Origin of the sequence: Actinomyces sp. S4-C9 (assembly GCF_000758775.1) — a bacterium.
In the GTDB taxonomy this organism is placed as follows: domain Bacteria; phylum Actinomycetota; class Actinomycetes; order Actinomycetales; family Actinomycetaceae; genus Gleimia; species Gleimia europaea.
Window position 1 is genome coordinate 19,920 of sequence record NZ_JRMU01000007.1, and the last position, 22,658, is coordinate 42,577.

The 22,658-nt window shown below is 56.4% G+C and carries 22 protein-coding genes; 3 read left to right on the forward strand and 19 right to left on the reverse strand.

Annotation, left to right across the window (positions count from 1 at the left end; genetic code table 11):
• Window positions 1–105 precede the first annotated feature (105 nt).
• Window positions 106–1,998, reverse strand: coding sequence for an ATP-dependent DNA helicase (locus HMPREF1628_RS03600; protein WP_034507984.1), 1,893 nt, complete (start codon window positions 1,996–1,998; stop codon window positions 106–108).
• Window positions 1,995–3,548, reverse strand: a complete 1,554-nt coding sequence (gene hflX, locus HMPREF1628_RS03605) for a GTPase HflX (protein ID WP_442853077.1) — start codon at window positions 3,546–3,548, stop codon at window positions 1,995–1,997. Before hflX ends, HMPREF1628_RS03600 begins: the two co-directional genes overlap by 4 nt.
• Before the next feature lie 68 nt (window positions 3,549–3,616).
• Here hflX and HMPREF1628_RS03610 point away from each other — a divergent pair, with 68 nt between their 5' ends.
• The gene (locus tag HMPREF1628_RS03610) at window positions 3,617–4,225 is read left to right on the forward strand and encodes a class I SAM-dependent methyltransferase (RefSeq protein ID WP_034507989.1); all 609 of its coding nucleotides are present in this window, start codon (window positions 3,617–3,619) and stop codon (window positions 4,223–4,225) included.
• Here HMPREF1628_RS03610 and miaA read toward each other — a convergent pair.
• Window positions 4,222–5,121, reverse strand: a complete 900-nt coding sequence (gene miaA / locus HMPREF1628_RS03615; RefSeq protein ID WP_034507991.1) for a tRNA (adenosine(37)-N6)-dimethylallyltransferase MiaA — start codon at window positions 5,119–5,121, stop codon at window positions 4,222–4,224. The two genes, HMPREF1628_RS03610 and miaA, sit on opposite strands and share 4 nt — an antisense overlap.
• Window positions 5,122–5,130: 9 nt before the next feature.
• Window positions 5,131–6,633: a tRNA (N6-isopentenyl adenosine(37)-C2)-methylthiotransferase MiaB gene (gene miaB / locus HMPREF1628_RS03620; RefSeq protein WP_034507993.1), complete on the reverse strand. Its 1,503-nt coding sequence runs from the start codon at window positions 6,631–6,633 to the stop codon at window positions 5,131–5,133.
• 122 nt (window positions 6,634–6,755) lie between these two features.
• Here miaB and HMPREF1628_RS03625 point away from each other — a divergent pair, with 122 nt between their 5' ends.
• Complete coding sequence (locus HMPREF1628_RS03625; RefSeq protein WP_052038840.1) at window positions 6,756–8,162, forward strand: carboxylesterase/lipase family protein; 1,407 nt, start codon at window positions 6,756–6,758, stop codon at window positions 8,160–8,162.
• Here HMPREF1628_RS03625 and HMPREF1628_RS03630 read toward each other — a convergent pair.
• From HMPREF1628_RS03630 to recA, 3 genes are read right to left on the reverse strand one after another with little or no spacing between them, the layout of a single operon-like run.
• A complete protein-coding gene (locus tag HMPREF1628_RS03630) occupies window positions 8,159–8,752 on the reverse strand; it encodes a CinA family protein (RefSeq protein WP_442853076.1) in 594 nt (197 codons plus the stop codon). The two genes, HMPREF1628_RS03625 and HMPREF1628_RS03630, sit on opposite strands and share 4 nt — an antisense overlap.
• Entirely contained in the window at window positions 8,739–9,332 is a 594-nt protein-coding gene (locus HMPREF1628_RS03635; RefSeq protein ID WP_034507996.1) for a regulatory protein RecX, read from the reverse strand. Before HMPREF1628_RS03635 ends, HMPREF1628_RS03630 begins: the two co-directional genes overlap by 14 nt.
• Window positions 9,332–10,435 (reverse strand): recombinase RecA, encoded by a 1,104-nt coding sequence (gene recA / locus HMPREF1628_RS03640; RefSeq protein WP_034507999.1) that lies wholly within the window; start codon window positions 10,433–10,435, stop codon window positions 9,332–9,334. Before recA ends, HMPREF1628_RS03635 begins: the two co-directional genes overlap by 1 nt.
• Before the next feature lie 127 nt (window positions 10,436–10,562).
• Between recA and HMPREF1628_RS08975 the strand changes: the two genes are divergently transcribed.
• Entirely contained in the window at window positions 10,563–10,730 is a 168-nt protein-coding gene (locus HMPREF1628_RS08975; protein WP_156956863.1) for a hypothetical protein, read from the forward strand.
• Here the strand turns inward: HMPREF1628_RS08975 and HMPREF1628_RS03645 are convergent.
• The 12 genes from HMPREF1628_RS03645 to HMPREF1628_RS03700 all read right to left on the reverse strand — a co-directional run bounded on the left by HMPREF1628_RS03645 (window position 10,718) and on the right by HMPREF1628_RS03700 (window position 22,648).
• Window positions 10,718–11,740, reverse strand: a complete 1,023-nt coding sequence (locus tag HMPREF1628_RS03645; RefSeq protein ID WP_034508001.1) for a diacylglycerol/lipid kinase family protein — start codon at window positions 11,738–11,740, stop codon at window positions 10,718–10,720. The genes HMPREF1628_RS08975 and HMPREF1628_RS03645 overlap by 13 nt on opposite strands.
• Before the next feature lie 32 nt (window positions 11,741–11,772).
• On the reverse strand, window positions 11,773–11,994 hold the full coding sequence (locus tag HMPREF1628_RS03650; RefSeq protein WP_034508004.1) for a DUF3046 domain-containing protein: 222 nt from the start codon (window positions 11,992–11,994) through the stop codon (window positions 11,773–11,775).
• A 4-nt stretch (window positions 11,995–11,998) separates the two neighbouring features.
• A complete protein-coding gene (locus HMPREF1628_RS03655; RefSeq protein WP_034508007.1) occupies window positions 11,999–12,331 on the reverse strand; it encodes a helix-turn-helix domain-containing protein in 333 nt (110 codons plus the stop codon).
• 195 nt (window positions 12,332–12,526) lie between these two features.
• Window positions 12,527–13,144, reverse strand: coding sequence for a CDP-diacylglycerol--glycerol-3-phosphate 3-phosphatidyltransferase (gene pgsA, locus HMPREF1628_RS03660; RefSeq protein WP_034508010.1), 618 nt, complete (start codon window positions 13,142–13,144; stop codon window positions 12,527–12,529).
• Between the two features lie 8 nt (window positions 13,145–13,152).
• Window positions 13,153–15,579, reverse strand: coding sequence for an FtsK/SpoIIIE family DNA translocase (locus HMPREF1628_RS03665; protein ID WP_034508012.1), 2,427 nt, complete (start codon window positions 15,577–15,579; stop codon window positions 13,153–13,155).
• Window positions 15,580–15,612: 33 nt separating this feature from the next.
• Window positions 15,613–16,560, reverse strand: a complete 948-nt coding sequence (locus tag HMPREF1628_RS03670; protein ID WP_052038841.1) for a PfkB family carbohydrate kinase — start codon at window positions 16,558–16,560, stop codon at window positions 15,613–15,615.
• Between the two features lie 8 nt (window positions 16,561–16,568).
• Entirely contained in the window at window positions 16,569–18,260 is a 1,692-nt protein-coding gene (locus HMPREF1628_RS03675; protein WP_034508015.1) for a ribonuclease J, read from the reverse strand.
• 40 nt (window positions 18,261–18,300) lie between these two features.
• Window positions 18,301–19,194 (reverse strand): 4-hydroxy-tetrahydrodipicolinate synthase, encoded by an 894-nt coding sequence (gene dapA / locus HMPREF1628_RS03680; RefSeq protein ID WP_034508017.1) that lies wholly within the window; start codon window positions 19,192–19,194, stop codon window positions 18,301–18,303.
• A gap of 74 nt (window positions 19,195–19,268) precedes the next feature.
• Window positions 19,269–19,844 (reverse strand): GNAT family N-acetyltransferase, encoded by a 576-nt coding sequence (locus tag HMPREF1628_RS03685; protein WP_034508019.1) that lies wholly within the window; start codon window positions 19,842–19,844, stop codon window positions 19,269–19,271.
• A gap of 14 nt (window positions 19,845–19,858) precedes the next feature.
• A complete protein-coding gene (gene dapB, locus HMPREF1628_RS03690) occupies window positions 19,859–20,599 on the reverse strand; it encodes a 4-hydroxy-tetrahydrodipicolinate reductase (protein ID WP_034508021.1) in 741 nt (246 codons plus the stop codon).
• Window positions 20,600–20,644: 45 nt separating this feature from the next.
• Window positions 20,645–21,967 carry a M16 family metallopeptidase gene (locus HMPREF1628_RS03695; protein ID WP_052038843.1) on the reverse strand — a complete coding sequence of 441 codons (1,323 nt, stop codon included), beginning with the start codon at window positions 21,965–21,967 and terminating at the stop codon, window positions 20,645–20,647.
• Between the two features lie 42 nt (window positions 21,968–22,009).
• Window positions 22,010–22,648 (reverse strand): hypothetical protein, encoded by a 639-nt coding sequence (locus tag HMPREF1628_RS03700; protein WP_034508024.1) that lies wholly within the window; start codon window positions 22,646–22,648, stop codon window positions 22,010–22,012.
• Window positions 22,649–22,658: the final 10 nt, after the last annotated feature.

The following is a 22,658-nucleotide window of genomic DNA, read 5'->3' on the forward strand; positions in this document are numbered from 1 at the left end:
TCTTCTTAGCCAATATTCAAACACAGTTAATTCAAACCCGATAGAAGAACCAATAAGAGTGAGCCTAACGGCACACAAGTTCTCACCCTTTACTGGGCGTAAAACCTATTGGCACGTTCGAAGATTCTCTAAGCTCTTTCGCGCTATCTCCCCATCGCGGGTAGGCCACATCTGCGGCAAGGACCGCATCAGATAACTGCCATACGAGCGCGTTGCAATACGCGAATCGAGGATTGCCACCATTCCCCTATCATCAGCAGAACGCAGCAGCCGGCCGGCGCCCTGGCTAAGCAACAGCGCCGCATGGTTCAACGAAACCTCACGAAACGCATTTCGACCCGCCTTCGCCACATGTGCAGTTCTTGCCTGAACAACCGGATCTGAAGGAACCGGGAAAGGAATCCGATCAATCGTGACGAGCCTGCAAGCACGTCCTCGAACATCAATGCCCTGCCACAGCGATAGCGTGCCTACCAAACAAGAATCTTCATCCTGCGAGAACTTCTGCAAGAGAGTGCCCAGCTGGTCCTCACCCTGCAAAAACACCTCCTGGTCGATTTGTTCGCGTAGCACGCGCGCACCCTCAATCGCGGCCCCGCGCGACGAGAACAGGGCGAGCGCCCCTCCCCCGGACGCCTTTACCAGATCCACCAGCTCGTCCAAAACCTCACTACTCACTCCACCTCGCGAAGGCGGTGGCAAGTGCGCGGCAACATACAAGATTCCCTGGTTCGCTGGATCGAAAGGACTTCCAACGTTTTCGCTACGCAGATCCCCGCCCGCAAATGCCGCGCCCGTCTCATACGCAATGCCGTCGAAAGATCCTCCCAGCTCCAACGTAGCTGACGTTAGAATCGCGGGTTTCTCACTAAGCAACCGACTTGCGATTGGACCGGCTACGTCCAAGGGCGCACAGTTCAAGAACGTGCGCGCGTCATCATTTCTCGAAATCCATGTAATAACCGCCTGCGGATCCATGTCCCAACGGTCCATAAACTGCGACAAGTCATTCAGTGCGGCCAGCGCCAGTTTGCGTTCAGCTCCCGTAACCGTTGACTGTTCCAAATCCGACAGTGCGCCGCGAATCCCCGAGTCCAACACCCGCATACCCTCAAGCAACTGCTCTGGACGAGTACGAATCAGCCCCTCGTCAAGGCCATCCAGTACTGCCTCGAGACTGTGCGCGGCCTCTTCCAACCGTCCCGTATCAATCTGGGCGTACCGCGCTGCTCTACGAGCTCGATAATTCACCATAGCGCCCGACAATGAAAGAGTTGCCTGCCCCCTAATAATGCGCGCGAGGTCGTGGGCCTCATCAATGATTAGCGCATCAAACTCGCCGCACACCAGGTTCTCCGTGGCCGCGTGAATGCCCAGCATCGAGTGGTTTGTTACCACGACGTGGGCTTCTTCAGCCTGCGCGCGAGCACGCGCCGCGAAGCACTCCTCGCGCATCGGACAGGTTTGTCCCAAGCATTCGAGGGTATCCACAGAAACCTGCTGCCACGCCCTATCAGACACGCCCGGAACAAGGTCGTCACGGTCACCCGTTTCGGTCTCTTCCGCCCACGCGCGCAACCGCACCACCTCGGCCCCAGTATCAGAAGCCACGTCAGCCTCGTCAAACAACCCTTCATCGGGGTAACCGCCCTGCGCCTTTTGTAAGCACAGGTAGTTGCGCCACCCCTTCAGCACCGCAACACGAACCTCACCGTCCAACTGACCATTTACCTGCGGAGCATCTTTTGTAAGAATCTGGCGTTGCAGCGCAAGAGTTGCCGTGGATACCAGGATGCGCTCATCATTCTCCCGCCCACGCCGCATTGCGGGAACCAGGTAGCCCAACGATTTACCCGTTCCCGTGCCCGCCTGGATTAGCAAAGTTGCATCATCTTGCAGGGCATCTGCGACGGCTTCGACCATGGTTCTTTGCCCCTCGCGAACGTCGCCGCCAAACGATTCAACGACGCGAGACAGGAGCTCAATATCTTGCTTCACGACACATCAACAAGAGAAAGCTCATACGCAAGATCCGCATCTACGCGTCCAACCAGGTGAGTGCCGCCAGGTAGATACTCCTCTTTTTCGATCTCGCCCATCTCATGGAAACGATTCACGAGGTCACCATCGGCATATGGCACAACCACGTCCACGTATTTACTCGGGCGCGGCAAGGTGGCAGAAATGAGTTGTTCGAGTTTTGTAATGCCAGCGCCGGTTTTGGCGGAGACTGCAACGGAGTTTGCAAACTTTGAACGCAAAACTGCAACCTGTTCCGGGCTTGCAAGATCCGCCTTATTCAAGGCTAAAACCTGCGGGATGTCACTAGCTCCCTCGATCTGGCTAAGGACTTCCATAACGGTATGAACCTGACCAATCGGATCGGGGTGCGCCGCATCCACCACGTGCAATATTACGTCCGCCTCAGCGACCTCCTCAAGCGTTGACCGAAACGCCTCAACCAACTGGGTGGGAAGATTACGCACAAAACCAACCGTGTCCACTAGCGTATAAACGCGATTATCCGGGGTGATCGCTTGCCGCACGGTTGGATCCAAAGTGGCAAACAGGGCATCTTGGACCATCACGTCAGCGCCCGTAATGCGATTTAGCAGCGTCGACTTGCCAGCATTCGTGTAGCCCACGATCGCAACCGAAGGAACCCCGCCTGCGCGGCGCGAATGGCGCTGAGTCTCACGAGATGGCTTCATCTCTTTGATCTCTCGACGCAGCTTTGCCATGCGCGTGCGAATACGACGCCTATCGAGCTCGATCTTCGTCTCACCCGGACCGCGCGAGCCAATTCCCTCACCGCCCGCAACGCGTCCACCAGCCTGGCGCGACATTGACTCACCCCAACCGCGCAAACGCGGAAGCAAATACTCCAGCTGAGCAAGCTCCACCTGCGCCTTACCCTCCCGGGACTTGGCGTGCTGGGCAAAAATATCCAGAATCAACGCCGTGCGGTCAACCACCTTGACCTTCACTACATCTTCAAGAGCGCGGCGTTGAGACGGGGCAAGCTCGCCGTCAACAATCACCGTATCTGCACCCACCGACTCCACTATCCGAGCCAACTCTTTAGCCTTACCAGAGCCCAAATAGGTTGCCGGATCCGGATTTGCCCTGCGCTGAAGCACGCCATCAAGCACCGTTGAACCCGCTGTTTGTGCAAGCGCAGCAAGCTCATGCAATGAGTTTTCCGCCTCACTCGCATCAAAATCAAAAATACCTATTAGTACCACACGCTCCAGACGCAACTGGCGGTACTCAACCTCAGAAACGTCCTCAAGTTCCGTGGACAAAGACGCGACCCTGCGCGTGCCTGCCCTCGCCTCACGCTCCAAGGAACCGGCACTGTTTTCTGTCTGGCCGCGCGTGGATTGTAACGATGTTGCCCGCTCTGCGAGGCTCATGCCCTCAACCCGTTGCATCTCTGGACGCCTCTTACTGCGCGCCAGTACCCTCGCCACAACGTCTTCGGCGCGCTGCACATCCAGATCTTGATCGCGTTCTTTCACATGCTCTCCCGTTAGACTCACCGCTATTTTCCCATTACGCCCGCCAATATGCTACGCAGTTTCCACAGGGCGCCCCCGTCCCTTACGCTATAAGCGTGACTAAGCATTATTTTTCGAACAGCCCCGAAGCAACCGTTGATGAGTTGCGCCCCTTGACCCTGGACGTGCGCGGCATACACCTTGACATGGTCCTCTCAGATGCGGTGTTCTCTTCACACAAGCTGGACCTTGGCACCAAAGCGCTACTGCTCGAAGCTCCAGAGCCGCCCGAAACCGGCACCTTTCTTGACCTTGGATGCGGGTGGGGCCCCATTGGTGTCACGCTTGGAAAGCTTAGCCCAAAGGCCACCGTCTGGGCCGTAGATATCAACCAACGGGCCCTCGACCTCACCCGTAAGAACGCGGGGCGCAACCACGTCAAGATACATACCGAGCTCGCTGATAAAGCGTTTGAGAAAGCAAGTAGTGACGGCATTAAGTTTGACCTCATCTGGTCAAACCCGCCCATCAGGATTGGCAAGCCCGCGCTTCAAGAAATGCTCACCAAATGGCTTGGCCTGCTATCTGATGAGGGCGAGGCCTGGCTGGTAGTGGCGCGCAACCTGGGCGCTGACTCGCTTATCAAGTGGCTTAGTGAACAGGGTTGGCAAGCCGAGAAGGCTCACTCAAAGAAGGGCTACCGCATTATTCGCGTTTGCCGTTAGCCCTCCTGCGCGACAGCCAGTGCCTGCTCAAGGAGTCCGCTAGAACTACCCTCGATCCATTGAATCCGCTCATCCCTGCGGAACCATTTCATTTGTTTTCGCACTAACTGGCGGGTTGTTAGCTCAATTAGTTCGCGTGCCTCATCCAGCGTTATTTCCCCGCCCAAGTGACGCATAATCGGCTGGTACCCGGTTGCCTTCACCGCGGTTGGCGTATCCGCAAGGCCTTGGCGCATTAGCTCTTCTACCTCGCTCACGAAACCAGCCTCGAGCATCTCTTCTGTTCTTGTGGCAATACGCGCGTCGAGTTCCTCCAGACTCCTGCGCACTCCCAACAAGATCGAGGGCCGAAAGAACTCACGCTTGGGCATGGTTGCGGAGAACGGCCGGCCGGTCAACTCAATTACCTCTAACGCGCGCACTGTCCGCCGCTGATCGTTCGGATGAATAGATTCCGTTGCCTTCGGGTCAAGTTCACGTAGCATGCGGTATAGCGCCGCCTGCCCGTGCGCCTCCAGGCTCTCCTCCACTCGCGCGCGCACCACCGGATCCGTTCCTGGAAACTCCATCTTGTCAAAAAGGGCGTGGATGTAGAGTGCGGAACCACCCACTGCGATTGCGCGGTTGCCTCGCTGTTCGATCGCGTGCACGTCCTCACGCGCGCAGACCTGATATTGCGCAACCGAGGCTTCCTGGTGAATGTCTAGCACATCGATCTGGTGATGCGGGATCTCGGCCCGCTCCACAGTTGAAGGCTTCGCTGTGCCAATATCCATGCCTTTATACAGAGAAAACGCATCCATCGACACGATCTCAGTGCTTCCCAGCTCGCGAGCAAGGTCCAGCGCCAAGCCAGATTTGCCCGACGCCGTAGCGCCCACAATTCCTATCAACATGGCCTCGCCCTATCGCAACATAGGAATGCCCAGGCTTACCCGATTAGCCATGTCCGGGTTCTCATGCCGCTCATGCCACACTAGGCCCGCACGAGTTGGAATGATCTCAAACATGCCACCTTGTACGCCCGAATCTGCAACCAAATGGTGTGGAGCCGCGTGCGTCACCACTGCGCGCACCATATCTCCCGGACGTAGCTCCCTGCCGTACTTAATGCCATCTGGAAGCGATAGGTGGACAAGACGGTTATCGCGGGCGCGACCCGACACGCGATTACGCGCCCCATCCTTACGGCCGCCATCCTCTACGATCAATACCTCAACTTCGCGGCCCTCAAACTTCTTCGAGTCCTCGGTTGTGATCCGCTCCTGTAGCGCAATCAAACGCTCATAACGGTCCTGCATCACGTCGTGAGGCACCTGATCCTCCATATCGGCTGCCGGAGTGCCGGGGCGCGGCGAATAAAGGAAGGTGAAGGCCGAGCTGAACCGCGCCTTTTCAACCACCTCTAGAGTCTGCTGGAAATCCTCTTCCGTCTCGCCGGGGAAACCCACAATGATGTCCGTAGTGATCGCCGCGTCAGGAATGGCCTCACGCACGCGCTCCAAAATTCCCTCAAACTTTGCGCGTCGATACGAGCGACGCATCATTCGCAGCACACGGTCTGATCCGGACTGCAACGGCATATGCAAGCTCGGCATAACCGTCGGAGTTTCCGCCATAGCCGCAATCACATCGTCAGAGAATGCCGCAGGGTGTGGGCTTGTGAAGCGCACGCGCTCCAATCCCTCAACGCGCCCAACTGCACGCAACAGATCAGCAAACGCACCGCGCTCACCAAAGCTAACGCCGTAAGAGTTCACATTCTGTCCCAAAAGCGTTACTTCAACCGCGCCCTGGGCTACTACCGCCTCGACCTCCGCCAAAATCTCCCCCGGCCTGCGGTCACGCTCCTTGCCGCGCAAATGCGGCACGATGCAGAAAGTACAGGTGTTGTTACAACCCACCGAGATCGAAACCCATGCTGAGTAAACCGATTCGCGTTTAGTGGGCAGTGTGGATGGAAACACCTTGAGCGATTCTTCAATCTCCACCGCGGCCTTGCGGTTATGTTCAGCGCGGCGCAACAACGCAGGAAGTACGTCAATATTGTGCGTGCCAAACACCACGTCCACCCACGGAGCGCGCTCAACTACCTTTTCGCGCATTTGCTGCGCCAAACATCCACCCACAGCAATCTGCATGTCGGGGCGCTCGCGCTTAACCTGCGCAAGCTGACCGAGATTACCAAACAGCCGGTTGGACGCATTCTCACGAACCGAGCAGGTGTTAATCACAACAACATCGGCTCCCCCATCACCCGCTTCAGTGGCGCGCGCCGCCGCCTGCGGAACGGTCTCAACTGGAACGTACCCCTCGGTTTCAAGCAGGCCGGCCATACGCTCTGAGTCATGGACATTCATCTGGCATCCGAGCGTGCGAATCAAATAAGTGCGTGGCTTAGTATTCATCGTTCAAGATTGTAGTTAATCAGCATGAAAGTAACGAACCGAGGCCTGCGTGATTGGCCTCAAAGTCGCCCAGAGATACACGAGAATACCGATAGGATTGTTTCGAATCATAAAGGAGAGACATGCACTCGGTTCAAACTGTATACGGCAAGGTTGCTGGTAGCCCGCATCCACTTGATGAAAATGTTTACCGGTTCTTAGGCATTCCATATGCGGCAGCGCCTGTTGGCGATCTCTACCTTCACGCTCCCGCGCCTCACCCCGGCTGGGATGGCGTACGGGACTGCACCGCGCTTCCCCCTACACCGCAAAAGCGGCCCTACTCTGCCGACGCAATTTTGATTGACCCATCTATCGCGGGCGACGAGATTTTGAACCTCAACATTTTCACTCCTAAAAACGCGCGCAATCTCCCGGTTTTAGTGTGGATTCACGGCGGCGGGTTTAAATCTGGCGTTGCCGCTTCACCAATAACGGATGGACGAAAGTTTGCTGCACGAGGAGTAGTTGTAGTCTCAATCTCTTATCGACTCGGATTCGAAGGATTTGGTTGGCTGAAAGACGCTGTCCCTAACCGTGGTTTCTTAGATCAACAAGCTGCATTGAAATGGGTCCGCGAGAACATATCCGCGTTTGGTGGAGATCCCAGCCGGGTAACCATTGCGGGACAAAGCGCGGGCGGCGGATCTGTTCTTGCCCATTTGACAGCTCCGTCCTCACAACCACTTTTCGATCGTGCAATCAGCGAGTCCGGTGTTCTTCCCCCGATGAGTGAAGCGCTGGCGCGCGAGCGCGCCGAGCTTGTTACCGACTACCTGGGCGTCGAGCCGACTATCGCAGGGATTAAAAGCGCCAAGGAGCGGCTTGTTGAAGCTGAGATAGAAGCTGAGCGCCGGATCTACGAACAGTGGCCAGGGGCGGCCCAGTTTGTTGCCGATCGCCTGGCCGGCAAGCCTATGTCGGACCTGCCTTTTACACCCTGGCAAGAAGAAACTGTGCTGCCGTACACGATCGACGAAGGTGTGGATCGTGGAGTGGGAGCAGACAAGCCGCTACTTCTCACAGTGACAAGCGAGGAATTTACTGACATTTTGGCCCCCATGGCCAGCGAGCTTAACCCTCTAAACGCAACTGATGTGCTTGTCGAAGGCGGACTGGAAGACGCTCGTAACTACGTACGGGAACACCCACGGGCAAACACCACGTCGCTCATCATGGGCCAGTTGGTTAGCGACGCAATTTTTGTTTGGCCAGCGCAAAGCATTTTGCAACGCCGTAAGGAGACCGGCGCGGCCCATACCGCCCTATACCTTTTTGACTGGTGCCCAGCCGTAGACGATCCAAGTGTGGATCAGGTACAGCAGTGGTCTAGGCACTGCATTGATATGGCCTTCGCGTTCGACCTGTTAGAGGAGCCGATGGCTACGCCTCTGGTAGGAACTACTCCCCCGCAGAACCTGGCCGATGATTTCCACGGTCAGTGGCTTGCTTTCATTAAGGGAAAGGACGTACCCGGAACGTCAGACTAAAGGAGCTTCAAAAGCTCTGCTAGAGCGGCCTCGGCGGCCTGGGCTCTTACGCTCGCACGATCTCCCTCGAAGTGATACAAGACTGCGTTAGACCGGGCGGGTGACCACACCGCGACGTACACGGTTCCGGCCGGGTGCCCTTCCGCAGGCCCGGGTCCGGCAACACCGGTTGTTGCTACGCCGTAGGTGGAGCCGAAGAGGCGCGCTACTCCAGCTGCCATTTGGAGTGCAACATCCGGATCTACCGGGCCGTTAGTCTGCAACAGGCCCTCATCAACACCAAGAACGCTTGCCTTAGTATGCGTCTGGTAGGTGGTTACGCCCCCACTCAAACAATTGGACGCGCCTGGTATATCTGCAATCGCCGCGCTAACCAGTCCCGCTGTTAGCGACTCGGCGGTGGCTACCGAATGGCCTTTCGAGGTGAGCTTTTCAACTATCTGAGAGGCAAACGCCATACTGTCTAGGTGATCACCTGATAGGTCCGCGAGAACGCCATCCGTACCGCTAATCGCACTTGCATCTAGAAGATCTGGCCCCGCAAGAGTATTTGCGTCGCCCTTGTGGAGTTCTGCATCATTCATCGTCATCTGCATCCAGCTCCTGCAAAACCTGATTCACTACGGAGTAGCACACATTCAATGGGTAGCCTTTACGCGCCAACATGGAAGTGAGACGACGCACCTGCTTCTGCTGTTCTAAACCTAACATCGCGCGGGCGCGACGAGCAGCTATCTCACGTGCTGATTCTTCTAGTGAAACGTGCTCAACTTCTTCCAGCGCAGCATCGATAATCGCAGGCGGGATCTGTTTCTTGCGTAGCTGCTCAATAAGAGCTCTGCCAACGAGGCCACGCTCATTGAACCGGGTGCGTACCAGCATCCTCGCGTAACGTTCGTCATCCACCAAATCGGCCTCTTCCAGCCGGTCTATAGCAACTTCTATGGCTTCAAGTGGAAAACCACGTTCTTTAAGTTTGCTAACCAGTTCGCCGCGAGAGCGATCCTGCCTGTCCAATTGCTTTAGCGCGGCCTCTTTTGCCGCCGAAACAGCATGCTCGCCTTCCAGGTTCGCGGCCCATTCACGTCGCTTCTCGCGACGCTTCCGGGCCGCTTCCCGGTCCACACGCTTCTTCTTGCGACCCTCATCCGGATCGTAAAAAGAAACCATTAGAATCCGGCGTCTTCAGCTGGATCGATTTTTGCGCTGGCCTTCTTACCACCTTTATCAGCCTGCGCGTCATCAGACTGAGCATCTGAAGATCCGGGGACTTCCTCTTGCCTGATACCGAGCTCCACAAGGATGCGATGCTCAATTTCGTCAGCAAGTTCCGGATTATCTTTCAAGAACGTACGAACGTTCTCCTTACCCTGCCCAAGCTGATCCGAACCGTATGTGAACCAAGAGCCCGACTTCTTAACAATGCCGGTCTCCACACCCATATCAATGATGGAACCTTCACGCGAAATACCGAGGCCGTAGAGGATGTCGAACTCCGCCTGCTTGAATGGCGGCGCCATCTTGTTCTTCACGATCTTTGCGCGCGTACGGTTACCAACCGGGTTGCCCTTCTCTTTGAGTGTCTCGATACGACGCACATCGATCCGCACCGACGCATAGAACTTAAGCGCCTTGCCACCCGTAGTGGTTTCTGGCGACCCGAAGAACACGCCAATCTTCTCGCGCAGCTGGTTGATAAAGATAGCCGTGGTTCCCGTGGCAGATAGCGCACCCGTAATCTTGCGTAGCGCCTGCGACATGAGGCGAGCCTGCAAGCCCACGTGCGAGTCACCCATCTCGCCCTCGATCTCCGCCTTCGGGACCAAAGCGGCAACAGAGTCAATAACGATGATGTCAATACCGCCCGAACGGATCAGCATGTCAGCGATTTCCAACGCCTGTTCGCCAGTATCCGGTTGCGACACTAGGAGCGCATCGGTATCGACCCCAAGTTTCTTTGCATATTCGGGATCTAGAGCATGCTCCGCGTCAATAAACGCGGCGTTTCCACCGGCCTTCTGCGCAGAAGCAACCGCGTGTAGCGCCACCGTGGTCTTACCAGACGATTCCGGACCGTAAATCTCGATTACACGGCCCCGCGGAAGACCACCAACACCAAGCGCCACGTCGAGCGCCAACGAACCCGTAGGGATAACTTTGACCGCCGGACGATTATCGTCCCCCAGTCGCATAACTGAACCCTTACCAAACTGCCTATCAATCTGGCTCAGGGCAAGTTCCAATGCCTTATTTCGATCGGGTGCAACGGCCATTTAAGCTCCTTCAAGATCCTGCGCTCTCCGCGCGTTTTACCGGGCTGGTCGAAAAAACGTGTTCCCTCTCCGGGTACGTAAATCATGCTATGGCCGACCACGGACATCCTTTTTGAAAGGCACCTGGATGTGGATGCATCCAAGCGAACATGACCTGTGCACAAGCTTAACTGCCGAACACGTGTTCGACACTTCGACGCGCGAGAAGGCATTGGGATCTATCCCACTATTTGCCCGCTTGCTGCGCGGCTGCGCTGCCGGATTCCTCCTGTCCGAACTGCCTCAGTTTGCTTGAAAAGCCGGCGGGAGTCCCCAGCTACATGGCAGCGCGACAGACAGCGCATTTGGCACAGTGTCTACACGAACACTGTCCGCAAAGTAGCCTTCCCCATCCAGCGTTAGCACCAGTTCGCTATCCACAGCCTCGATCGATACAGACGAAGCCTGCTCGTACTTGGCGATGTCTGCGGGGATCGTTTCTCCACGCCGGAACTTACCCAGCAACTTCGCGATCTCAAGAACCTTTAACGGACGCGCAGTCAGGATATTCGCAAGGCCGTCATTTATCTTTGCACCCGGGTGCGGCAAGAACCCGCCGCCGTAATACCGCGCATTGCCGACAGCGCACAGAACGTAATCACGCTCTACCGTATCTAGCTTTCCATCCCGTTCCATTGTGGCCCGCATGCGCCAAGAACGGTCAGAAGAAAGCGCGTTCACAACCCCGATCATGTAACTCATACCCAAAGTGTTCGGGATCTTTCGCTGGATCTTATCCGCTGTTATTGCAACTTTAGAATCCAGTCCTATCGAAATCACATTCACGCTGAAGTAGGAAAATTTAGGCACCTGCGCCCCGCGGCTATCCCTCACGCTTCCCGAAACGTGCAGGGCGTCCATTGGAGCCGAAAACGCACCTTCTTGTTTGAACGCATCCAGGATCATAGTTGGCGTCACCGTCCGCCTGCCATAAAGCGTGCGGGCGAGGTCATTTCCGGATCCGAAAGGCAAGACCAACATGGACGCCGCGGAGCCGATCAGGCCATTAGCGGCCTCAGATACGGAGCCATCGCCACCCGCAACCACAACGAGGACGTCACTTCCGCTCTCTTTTGCTGCCGCGCGCGCCAGATCCGTTGCATCTCCCGGTCCAGTAGTTGGGTTTATACGAACATGTGCGTATGGGAAAATCTCAGCAAGCTTACTAGCAACAACGCCAACATTGCGCCGAATTAGCCGATTGCCGGCCTGCGGATTGTAAATAAACTCAATGCGGTTCCACGACCTGTTTTCTGGAGCGTGCAACTATGGACCCTTTCGAGTACAGCTCGGGCTAGTTACCTTAGGACCTTCTCACGCCTGTGTACCCAGCGGGCTTCGTCGCCCATGTCAGTTTCTCTGATCAACTCATCCCAAATAACTTCAGGATCCAAACCGCTCATCAGGGCCTGCTCGGCAGTACCACCCAGTTTTGGCAGGAAAAGGTCACCAACTATAGACCTGCCGTAGCAGGATCCAAAGACGGCTTCGATGCTCTTCCAAAACTCCGAGACAGTCATGTAATCAACTCAACAACGTGATCCGGTCACTCAAGCTACCATCCACCAACGCAGCCGGAGTAGCCGTTGGAACGTCTACGAACTCCAGGGCAGCAATACGGCTAGCAACCTCGCGCAACACCAGTGCGAGTGGTACGCCAAGGGCCCCGCAAATCGCAATCAGGAGTTCCGAAGAGGCTTCCTTCTGGCCCCTCTCAACCTCTGACAGGTATCCGAGTGAGACTTTCGCATCCGCGGAAACCTCCCGAAGGGTGCGTCCTTGGGTGCGGCGAATTTGGCGCAAAACGTCACCAATCTGCTCCCTCAGGAGCGGCTTGGTATCACTTTTGTTCTGCATACCTGTACCGTACCTTGCTTCATCCCCCTCCCGCAGTAAGGGATCCCTCATTGTGGATGCGGTACTGCCCACACTACCTCCAAGCATCGAATGCAAAAGCGACTATTTACCGTCATATCAAGGTAAACCAGATGGCGCGAAAATATATTCCGAACCTAAAAGTGGCGTATACCTCTTTGCGGTTTGAAACGCGAGTTACTTCTTCATCTTTGCCACAGCAACCACATACTGTAGGCCTGACCAGACGGTTAGGAACAGAGCAATAGCGATCAAAACCCAGCGCACCACCGCAAGACCCGTCACATCAAATAGGGCGTTGCTAACCCCCAATACGGAATCCCAAGGGAACACAAGGAACACAATCAGGAACATTTGCGACACGGTCTTGGCCTTACCGCCCGAATTCGCGGCAACCACTATGCCGCGCTTCAACAACTTAGAACGCATCCATGTAATCCCAAGCTCACGCGCCGCCACTACAACCGTGAACCACCAAGGAACAAGACCAGCGATTGACAAAACCACGAAAGCGCCGAGTGTAAGCGCTTTATCGGCAATCGGATCCCAAATCTTGCCCCAATCAGTCACGATGCCGCGCTCGCGCGCAATCTTGCCGTCATACAGGTCGGTAAATGCAGCAACGACGAACACCACCAGGGCCGCCCACATGGCGCCAACCGAGCCGTTCAGAACCAGAACGATAAAAATCGGCACCAAAACGAGACGAACCATTGTCAAAACATTTGGCAGATTCCAAATGTTCTCGCCCTCGTGTACACGCGAGACGTTGTCATCCATCTGCGCCCTATTCATCGCGACTCCTACGCTCTACCTGTCAATTCCCAGGCATCCTCTGATTCTTCTTCAATAGTATCGGTAGGAACGTCCTCGCCGCGTAGCATGGCCAACACTCGAGGCAACTCTTCTGGGGGTACCAGCACCTCACGCGCCTTTGACCCCTCTGAAGGCCCCACAATTTCGCGCGACTCCAGTAAATCCATCAGACGGCCAGCGCGTGCAAAGCCAATCCGCAACTTGCGCTGCAACATCGAAGTAGAACCAAGCTGAGTCGAGATCACCAGTTCTGCCGCCTGCAACAGATCCTCGAGGTCGTCGCCAATGTCGTCCGCAATCTGGCGCTTCTTCGCCGGAACAATCACGTCCTCGCGGTAGACGGGCTTCATCTGCTCCTTGACGTGTTCAACAACGTCGCGAATCTCCGATTCAGTCACCCACGCACCCTGCACGCGCTTTGGCTTGCCCGCCCCTTGCGGAAGATAGAGGGCGTCACCCTTGCCGATGAGTTTTTCAGCACCGCCTTGGTCTAAAATAACGCGCGAATCCTGCATTGAGGACGTGGCGAACGCGAGGCGTGACGGAATGTTCGACTTGATAAGGCCAGTAACGACATCCACGGACGGCCTTTGCGTAGCCAGAACGAGGTGGATACCCGCGGCGCGTGCGAGCTGCGTTATTCGTTGAATGGAGGCCTCAACGTCGCGCGGGGCCACCATCATGAGGTCGGCGAGCTCATCCACTACAACAAGCAGGTACGGGTATGGCGCGAGTTTGCGCTCTGAACCTGGGGGAAGCTCCACCTGACCGGCCAATATTGCTTTGTTGAAGTCATCGACGTGCTTGAATCCGAACTTTTCCAGATCGTCGTAGCGGTGATCCATCTCTTTCACCACCCATTCGAGGGCTTCGGCAGCCTTCTTCGGGTTGGTGATCACGGGAGTTATGAGGTGCGGAATACCCTCGTAAATAGTGAGCTCCACGCGCTTAGGATCAACCAAAATCATGCGCACCTGCGCGGGAGTTGCACGCATCATGATCGACGTGATCATGGAGTTAACAAACGAAGACTTACCCGAACCAGTAGCACCTGCCACCAGTAGGTGCGGAGTCTTGGCAATGTTGGTGACCACGTATCCGCCCTCGACGTCTTTACCAACGCCAACAACCAGCGGATGATCATCACTACGGGCCGCGCCAGACCGGAGAACGTCACCAAGCGCCACGGTCTCGCGATCCGTGTTTGGAATCTCCACGCCAATCGCTGACTTACCGGGGATAGGCGACAGAATGCGTACTTCCGAGGAAGCAACCGCGTAGCGAATGTTCTTCTCCAGCTGCGTGATGCGCTCCACCTTCACGCCCGCGCCCAGTGTCACCTCATACCTAGTAACCGTTGGACCGCGCGAAAAACCGGTGACCTTCGCGTCCACGCCAAACTCGTCCAGCGTGCTTTGCAGAGCGCCCACAACCCAATCGTTTGCAGCCGAACGCTTCTTGTGCGGTGGGCCTTTAATCAATAGATCATCAGGGGGAAGGTTATAAACCGCACCGTCTTCCAGCTCCATCGCAGTTGTGGTGGGAAGATCACTGGAGCCAGCTGGCATGAGGGTCGTTTCATCTGCGCTCTCGTAGGCCTGCGGTTCGATGAGCTGCGTCTCGTAAGACGGGGACACCTCGTAGAAGTCAGATTCTTGCGGCTCCTCAAATGCTTCAAGGTCCGGCGAAGAAACGTTGGGGCTAACAAACGGCTCATCCGCATCGTAAGAGTCGATTCGGCCGTTCTTTTTGTTACCTTCGCTCCGGCGCGAAATCCGGTCTAAGAGAGCCTGGACCTGCTGCGAAACTTCCTTCACCGGCGTTTGCGTATAAACCAAGATCGAATAGGCAAACAGCAACAGCAACATGATTGCCCCGCCCCAGGCAGACAGCAGTGTTGCCAGCGGATAGCCCATAAACCAGCCGAGCACGCCGCCGGCCTCTTCAATCAAACTAAAATCTTGTATCCGCGGATTTCCGCTAGTTACATGCACGAGGCCGGTTAGAGCAATCGATATTCCTAAACTTCCTGCAAACCGGTGCGGCAAGCGGTTATGCGTGCGGGCACGGAAAAGCTCAACGGCCCACCACACGAGCGCAATCGGCACTACCACCGAGAAAATACCCACGGCACCCGCCGCAGCGTGGTGGAGGAAGGCACCCGCGCTACCGGAAATGTGGAACCACTCGCGAAGGGCGAAAACCGCGGCCAAAGCAAGTAGCACAAACGCAAGACCGTCGCGGCGCAACTGCGCATCAATCGACAAGAAACCGCGCCACGCGTTCGCCACACCTCGCCCCATAGAAACGAACATTTCCATCAGAGGCGAACGGCTCGAAGCCGATGACTTCGTAGCCTTATTTGTTTTACGAGCGGAACTGCCCCCGCGATTTGATGCTGGACTCTTAGGCATAGTAATTCCACGCTATCGCAACGACGGTTTTTGCTATGACGACTCGCCGCCGTTATCCCCACCAAACGTCATGACGTCGGCAATCTCACGCATTGTTGGCACAGGGAAGGCGTAGGCGTGCGAGACCATCACGGCACCAGCGGCGTTTGCCATTGATAGTGCTCGGTGCATGTCCTGGCCGCGTACCAAAGCGCCGCACATCACTGCGATGTGCACGTTACCAACACCGGAGGTATCCACCGCCTGCGTTGCGTATGCCGGTACCTGTTTCAGCTGACCCGTCACGCCCTCGCGATATTGACAACCGAGCGATCCCATTCGCGTGACTTGAACACAATCCGGCTTCAAGTAGTCTTCCAGCATGCGCGCCGGATCAACTTGCTTCAAGATACGTGGCAGGAGGCCAGATTCGCGCAAGTTCATGGTCAAAACGTCAGCTCGCTGAAGCAACGGCTGCCACAAATGCGGCTCAATCGTATCGATCATTGGTGAGGGCGCCAGCACCACTTTTACCTTCGGATCAATACTGTTCACCCAGTTTGCAAAACGCCGTCCGGTCTCGCCGCTGCTGATCACCGATCCGTGCACCAAAAGGACGTCCCCGTCCTCCAGCTCGATCTGCTCAATCTGGTCCAGCAGCAAGTCAGATTCAACGCCTGCGGAGACTATAACGGTATTGTCGCCCTCATCCTCAACCAGCTGGATTGACACGCCAATGTCACCCATCACCTCGCTGGTCAGAATCTGAACCCCATTTTCTTCAAGATCTTTACGGATCATGTAGGAGTTCGGGCCTGTGCCAAGCATTGACAACATGCCTGTAGCAACTCCCATGTTCGCCACCGCAACCATGCCCAGGTAGCCTCCACCTGGACTGGAGAGCACGGAACGCGCGGGGATCATGGAGCCGCGTTCAGGGAGTTTCTCAATAACAATCGGCAGGTTCAAAACCACCGGCTCAGTTGATAAAAAGCGCGCCAACTCTCCTCCTACTGTTCTACTACGACGGGGACAATCATTGGGCGCCTACGCAACTTGCGACCCACCCAGCGGCCAATCACGCGGCGCATGGCCTGCTGGCACGAGTACGTGTCCGCCTCAGGATCTTCGAGCGCCCTAGCCAGCGCATCCCTAACGTCCTGTTCGATCTCCTCAAACACGGAATCTTCTTCGGCCATGCCCACCGATTTGATAGTTGGGCCGGACAAAATCATTTCGTGTTCCAGATCCACAACCGCGTAGATTGAAATGAAACCTTCAGAACCGAGGACGCGGCGATCTTGTAGCTCCGACTCGTCCAGGTCGCCCACACTACGCCCATCCACGTAAATGTAGGAGCAAGGGATAGCTCCAACCACGCTGGCTTCCACATCTTTCAGGTCAACCACCACGCCATCCTCGGCCAGCATCACGTTGCTGGCCGGCACACCGGTTTTTACCGCTAGTGCCCCATTGGCAACCAGGTGGCGGACCTCGCCGTGGATCGGCATAACGTTCTTCGGTTGAATGATGTTGTAGCAGTAGAGGAGCTCACCTGCAGCAGCGTGGCCCGACACGTGCACCTTAGCGTTTGCCTGGTGCACCACCTTTGCGCCCAGCCTGGTAAGCCCATTGATCACGCGGTAAACAGAATTCTCATTACCCGGAATAAGCGAGGAGGCAAACACCACCGTATCGCCAGGACCTACCTCAACAAACCGGTGCGTTCCACGAGCAATCCGCCCCAGGGCCGCCATCGGCTCACCCTGCGATCCCGTAGCCATATACACCCGCTGCTGCGGTTCAAGCTGTGCAATCTGCTTGCTGGTGACTATCACATCATCGGGAATATCCAAGAACCCAAGTTCCGAGGCGATCCGCATGTTGCGTTCCATGCTCCGCCCGATCAGCGCGACCTTGCGGCCCGTCATCACGGCGGCGTCAAACACCTGCTGCACGCGATGCACGTGAGACGCAAACGAGGCCACCACAATCTGCCCCGTGGCGTGCAGGAAAACATCTTCTAAAACCGGGCCAATCTCACGCTCTGGAGTTACAAAACCGGGAACCTCCGCGTTGGTTGAATCAACCAGGAACAGGTCCACGCCTTCCTCGCCAAATCGGGCAAATGCGCGCAAATCCGTCAAACGGCCGTCAAGAGGAAGCTGATCCATCTTGAAATCGCCGGTAATCAAGGCGGTTCCTGCGGCTGTGCGGATGAACACCGCGAGGGCGTCTGGAATCGAGTGCGTAACCGACACAAACTCAAGATCGAATCCGCCGAGCTGGACGCGATCGCCCTCAGCAACCACGTTCAAATCAAAGCCCTCAATGCGATGCTCATCCAACTTAGGCTGCACAAAAGCAAGGGTAAGTTCAGAGCCGTAAACTGGAATATCGTTGCGTAGCTTAAGCAGGTACGGAACCGCTCCAATGTGGTCCTCATGCCCGTGAGTTAGCACCATCCCCACAACGTCATCCAGGCGATCCTCAATGTAGCTGAAGTCCGGCAAAATCAGATCCACGCCAGGCTGGAGCTCTTCGGGAAACAGCACACCGCAATCAACGATCAGGAGCTGCCCGTTCAGCTCAAAAACCGTCATATTACGGCCGATGTCCTTCAGCCCTCCCAAAGGAACAACGCGCAAAGTATCAGGTTCGAGATTCGGAGGCTTCGGCAGAGCATCGTATAAAGACATCATGCCTCAATTGTGCCACGAGTTAGCCGAGGCGGCTATCTACTCACAAAAGCTCCAGATCCTCCATCGCACGACGCATGTGGTCCAGTTCTTCATCCAAGGCCGGGACGAGCGGCAAACGCAGGCGATCACTCTCAATGATTCCCATCATGTGCACCGCGGCCTTCGCCATCACGGCTCCCTGACCCCCACCCATAATCGAATCAATGAGCGGCGTCAGCAAGCGTTGAATGTTCCTTGCCGTATCAATATCGCCCTCGTTAATTGCATCAATCTGTTGCCTAAAGAAAGCACCTGCAACGTGGCCAACCACCGAAATAATGCCCGAAGCGCCCTGTGCCATCAACATACAGTTCAAGCCGTCATCACCCGAATAGTAGGCGATCCCAGTGCGGTTCATCCGCCTAATCGCTTGCTCCGGCTTACCGGTGGCATCCTTCACCGCGACGATACGTTCATTGCCTGCAAAGTAGTCCAGCGTTTCATCTGAAAACGCGAGGCCTGTGCGCCCCGGAATGTCATAGAGGACCACGGGCAGCGTAGTTTCGCTAAGGATTACATCAACGTGTGCGCGCAAACCCCTCTGCGACGGACGGTTGTAGTACGGGGAAACCACCAACAGTCCATCCGCACCGTGTTCCTGCGCATTCACCGCCATACGCACCGCGTGAGCCGTATCATTTGAGCCCGCACCTGCAAGCACAAATGCGCGCTCACCCACGGCCTCAACAACCGCGTCAGTCAGCTCATTTTTCTCCGGCTGATACGTTGTGGGGGCCTCGCCGGTAGTACCGGAAATGAGAACACAGTCGGTGCCCGAATCAACCAAGTGTTTTGCCAGGCGCTGCGTGGATTCGACATCCAAAGAGCCGTCCTCGTGGAACGGCGTAACCATCGCTACGGACTGCTGACCAATCGGGTGCTTAACTTCGCTCATGATGCCATGCTAGCCATCGCGGTTTCGAAAGCCAGCAGGTGTCCGCTACTTGAACCAAAGATTACAATTTTTGGCTAAAACTTTGCCCACCACAGGTGTTCAACCACGCGGTGTGGACCAACCTCCAGCTTGCGCAAAATGCCGGCCGGCCCAAAACCGGCCTCCTGGAACAAACGAATCTTCTGGCAATCTCCGGCCACAATCCACACGCGGATATTCTTCGCACCACCGTCTTGTGCCAAATCTGAAAGCGCCGCCAAGAGCCTCGACCTATGGCCCTCTCCCCTATGCCCAGGATCTACCTCCAGCGCTATGATCTCTGTGCCCGGCTCATCCAAGCCCTCTACACCCGGCACAGGCTCGGCAGGTACAGCCGCTGCAAAACCGGCCACGAGATGGGCATCCAGCGCCGTGAGGATCCTAAATCCGGGCGCGGGAGGAGACGCTATCGACTCCTGCCATGAGGCCGCCATTGCTCCCTCATCCAACGTAGCCCTAATCTGGGGATCGAGCTTCCCATCAACGCCCTGCGCTAACGACTCCAGCATCCCTTCAGCCTGGATGCGTGCAATAGCAGGCGCGTCGTCCACAGTGCTTGGACGCACCGACCGGTCCGCATTGAGCGTGCTCTTGTGGTGAAACCTATCCAAAATTCGTACCCAATCTACAGGTCAAGCAAATGTTCCAGGCCAACCGTTACGCCCGGGGTATCGGCAATCTTACGCACCGCCAACAACACGCCCGGCATGAATGACTCACGGTCAAAAGAGTCGGTTCTAATCGTTAGCACTTCACCGGGATTGCCCAGCAGGACCTCTTCAGTTGCCGTCATTCCTCGCAAACGCAAAGCGTGCACCGGCACGCCACTGTAGCGCGAGCCGCGCGCACCCTGCGGGTCAGTTTCCGTCGCATCTGGCATTGGCTCGCAGCCCGCCTGCTTCCTCGCCTGCGAAATCTTCTGCGCGGTTGCAACCGCAGTACCAGAGGGAGCGTCTACCTTATTCGGGTGATGCATCTCCACAATCTCAACGGACTCAAACAGGGGCGCTGCCTTGGCGGCAAACTCCATCGCCAGCACCGCCGACAATGCGAAGTTCGGGGCAATAAACACGTTCGCGCAGCTCGTCTGCTGAGCCGCACGCACCTGGTCTAGCTCGTCATCGGTCCAACCAGACGTGCCCACCACCGCATGAACACCCGCAGCCAACAAGTCAAGAACGTTTTGCAACTTCACGCTCGGAACCGTAAACACAACGGCGACACTGGCACCAGCCAACGACTGCTCATTTATCGCATCACCCGCATCAAGCCGGGCAACAACTTCCAAATCGGAGGCAGCCTGAACCGCCGCACACACAGTAGAGCCCATCCGGCCCTTTGCACCAATCACCGCAACTTTAACCATGACAACACCCTATCTTTGCGCCCAAACTTCCTCGACCACAGGTCACTAAATGGGCATCACAACCGATCTGCACGCGGGCTGATCCAGCAAGAACTGAGCCAGATCAGCCACATCTCCGCTCGTGATCGCATTGATGCGAGACAGGGTGAGCTCCAGCGGGATGAATCTGCCGTGAACCACCTCTGCGCGCCCTAAACGCGCCATGCGAGCACCAGAGTCTTCCAATCCAAGTGCCATAGCCCCGCGCAACTGGCCCTTCACTCGGGCAAGCTCTGCATCAGTTGGGCCGGCAGTGGCAAGATCCACCAGCTGCTCACGCATCAGCTGTTCAACTAAATCCACATTTTTTGGCGCGCATCCCGCATACATCCCAAAATGGCCGTAATCGACGTACGCCGTGTCAAACGCATAAGTCGTGTAGGCAAGCCCGCGACGCTCGCGGATCTCTTGGAACAGGCGGCTGGACATCGACCCGCCCAAAATGCTCAGTAGCACGGCCATCGCCGGGCGGCGATCATCATTAGCGGTAATTGAGCGGCCTCCCAGAAGAACGTGAGCCTGCTCCCCCGGCTTTTCCTTTTGGACCTCACGACCATCAAAAACCGGTGCCGGCTGATTGCCGATGCGCGTAGATACCGGCACCACGGCCGGATCCAAATCCCAGCCCGCCCCAGCTAGCGCTCCATCAACCAGTTCGCACAGCTCCGCGTGATCCACAGCTCCCGCCGCAACGATCACAAGCGAGGACGGCCTGTATTTCTCATGATAATAACCCACCACGGCATCACGCTGGGCAGCCGAAACTGTCTCAATCGATCCACCTATGGGACGGCCCAGAGGGTGATCGCCATAAATCGCCTGCGCAAAATTCTCATGCACGATCTCCACCGGATCATCATTACCCATAGCGAGTTCGTCTAGAATCACGCCCCGCTCGCGCTCAAACTCGGCCTCGTCCAGCAATGATGAGGACATCATGTCCATCAGAACTGTCACAGACATCGGCAAATCCTCAGCCAGTGTCCGCGCCCAGTAGTACGTGTATTCCTTCGTTGTCGCCGCGTTGGACTCGCCCCCCACCTCGTCAAACGCGTTCGCAATATCCTGCGCCGAGCGCGTGGGGGTACCCTTGAATAGCAGGTGCTCCAAGAAATGCGTAGAACCAGCCTGCGCAGGCTGCTCATCACGAGAGCCCACCGGACACCACGCAGACAGCGAAACGGAACGCTGCGCCGGCACGTGCTGCGACAAAACCCGAACACCGCCAGGCAAAATAGTTCGCTGAATCAAAGTTTCATCATCAAGCAACGTGATCGCTGCGCGCTCATCAGCAGAAGAAACCAGCGGAAGATCAGAAACCTCAAGCACCCGCGAAATCCTATCCAACTATTACAACTACTACTTCAACGTCTACAGGCCCGGATTGTCCTCGCCTGGATCGACGGCCTCGTCATCCCCGCCAATCACCTTGCGCGGCGAGGCGCTCGCGGCTGTTCCCGGAGTTTGCATGCGCGGCGCGGCGCCGCCCTCATTTGGACCTACCGGGTCATCGACCTTGTGATTCGGGGAAGCTGCAGGCGTTTTCGCAACCGAGCTCGCAGTCCCGTTACTCTTAGTGGACTCTTTCAGCGACGCGCCCAGCACCTTCGCGGTTGGAACTGCCCCCGTTAGTCCCAAGATCAAGCCAACCAAAGATGCGACCGCCAGTACCACCATCGCAAAAACTGCGTTGCCAAGAGAAACCACCACATCTGCGCCTGCCAGTGCCAACGAGGCGACCCAAGTTAGGCCTGCTGCAAGACCCGCGCCCACCAGCACCACCAAATAGAACGAGCGTGGCGCCAAATTCCACGTGGCCCTTCCAAGAGCCAGCCCAGCGGCCATTGCTATACCTGGAATTGCAATCAACGTTAGGCTCATGATCATGTACGCCAGCGATGTCGAACCAGGATTCAACGCATCATCCACGGTGTTCCACATGATCACCGCAATCAAGAAATCAAGTACCAGCAGTGCAAGCATCACGAACAAATCTGTATAGCGGCGCATTTCGCCCTCC

Coding starts and splice junctions, on each gene's coding strand:
- miaA (WP_034507991.1), bottom strand. CDS start 5,121: ATGTTGATAGGAATTGTGGGCGCTACGGCGTCGGGCAAATCTGGCTTG.
- miaB (WP_034507993.1), bottom strand. CDS start 6,633: ATGAATACTAAGCCACGCACTTATTTGATTCGCACGCTCGGATGCCAG.
- HMPREF1628_RS03625 (WP_052038840.1), top strand. CDS start 6,756: ATGCACTCGGTTCAAACTGTATACGGCAAGGTTGCTGGTAGCCCGCAT.
- HMPREF1628_RS03630 (WP_442853076.1), bottom strand. CDS start 8,752: ATGACGATGAATGATGCAGAACTCCACAAGGGCGACGCAAATACTCTT.
- HMPREF1628_RS03635 (WP_034507996.1), bottom strand. CDS start 9,332: ATGGTTTCTTTTTACGATCCGGATGAGGGTCGCAAGAAGAAGCGTGTG.
- recA (WP_034507999.1), bottom strand. CDS start 10,435: ATGGCCGTTGCACCCGATCGAAATAAGGCATTGGAACTTGCCCTGAGC.
- HMPREF1628_RS08975 (WP_156956863.1), top strand. CDS start 10,563: ATGTGGATGCATCCAAGCGAACATGACCTGTGCACAAGCTTAACTGCC.
- HMPREF1628_RS03650 (WP_034508004.1), bottom strand. CDS start 11,994: ATGACTGTCTCGGAGTTTTGGAAGAGCATCGAAGCCGTCTTTGGATCC.
- HMPREF1628_RS03655 (WP_034508007.1), bottom strand. CDS start 12,331: ATGCAGAACAAAAGTGATACCAAGCCGCTCCTGAGGGAGCAGATTGGT.
- pgsA (WP_034508010.1), bottom strand. CDS start 13,144: ATGAATAGGGCGCAGATGGATGACAACGTCTCGCGTGTACACGAGGGC.
- HMPREF1628_RS03665 (WP_034508012.1), bottom strand. CDS start 15,579: ATGCCTAAGAGTCCAGCATCAAATCGCGGGGGCAGTTCCGCTCGTAAA.
- HMPREF1628_RS03675 (WP_034508015.1), bottom strand. CDS start 18,260: ATGATGTCTTTATACGATGCTCTGCCGAAGCCTCCGAATCTCGAACCT.
- dapA (WP_034508017.1), bottom strand. CDS start 19,194: ATGAGCGAAGTTAAGCACCCGATTGGTCAGCAGTCCGTAGCGATGGTT.
- dapB (WP_034508021.1), bottom strand. CDS start 20,599: ATGGTTAAAGTTGCGGTGATTGGTGCAAAGGGCCGGATGGGCTCTACT.
- HMPREF1628_RS03700 (WP_034508024.1), bottom strand. CDS start 22,648: ATGCGCCGCTATACAGATTTGTTCGTGATGCTTGCACTGCTGGTACTT.